The following is a 662-nucleotide window of genomic DNA, read 5'->3' as shown; positions in this document are numbered from 1 at the left end:
TTTTTCTTAAATTTATGCCATTAGTTGGCCTTTGCTTAACCTGTCGCTAAATTGAAACTTTTCGCTTCAATTTCCGCCACTGACGCCAAGCCCCGTAACTTAAGCCATAGCTACGCGGACAGCTTTACAAGCAATATTAAACGGACACTCTTCAGTAGATAAACAAAATAAATGAGTAAAACGCTTTTTATCCTTTTTGCAGGTTTGACAATTCAAGCAAACGCACAAAACTTATTCCCTGTAAAACTCGAAAATTGTAAGGCTGAAAAGTTTTGCGCGACGCGCCTGCCTGAATGGCAATCGCCTGTTTGCTACGCCCATGATCGTGAAGTCTCAGTATCTGTCTTATTTTGTTCATGCTGATCGTCGTGTTGGCCATAATCTTAGGGTTATTCTTCCCCAAAAATATGGTTACACCTACAGCTCTAAAACTAACGGTGACAATGGTCAGTTTCGTCCGAAATACCATGGTCATTTTCCGTCGGAACAGGTGGTCACTTTATTGGTTCTTCATCAATTTTGGTGAAAGTATAACAAATAATTACACTTTAGATATTAGGCCAAGTTTCTTTTCAAAGATAATTCCAACCTTGGCTAGCAAGTTATAAATTTGCGCCTTTTGATATACTAAACCATATTCTCTTTTAATCCACTGTATCAAA

Annotated in this window: 1 protein-coding gene; it reads right to left on the bottom strand. The window is 38.4% G+C overall.

Translation table 11 applies throughout. The features are described from left to right. Positions 1-187 precede the first annotated feature (187 nt). Positions 188-475, bottom strand: coding sequence for a helix-turn-helix domain-containing protein (locus GVK91_RS27440; protein ID WP_200845723.1), 288 nt, complete (start codon positions 473-475; stop codon positions 188-190). Between the last annotated feature and the right edge of the window lie 187 nt (positions 476-662).

It is taken from the genome of Sphingobacterium sp. 18053 (assembly GCF_902706145.1).
Taxonomy (GTDB): domain Bacteria; phylum Bacteroidota; class Bacteroidia; order Sphingobacteriales; family Sphingobacteriaceae; genus Sphingobacterium; species Sphingobacterium paramultivorum.
The sequence above is the reverse complement of the archived record's forward strand: the minus strand, read 5'-3'. Positions and strand labels throughout refer to the sequence as shown.

What these genes read in the sequence shown, in the direction of transcription:
- GVK91_RS27440 (WP_200845723.1), bottom strand. Translation starts at nt 475, where the DNA reads ATGACCATGGTATTTCGGACGAAACTGACCATTGTCACCGTTAGTTTT.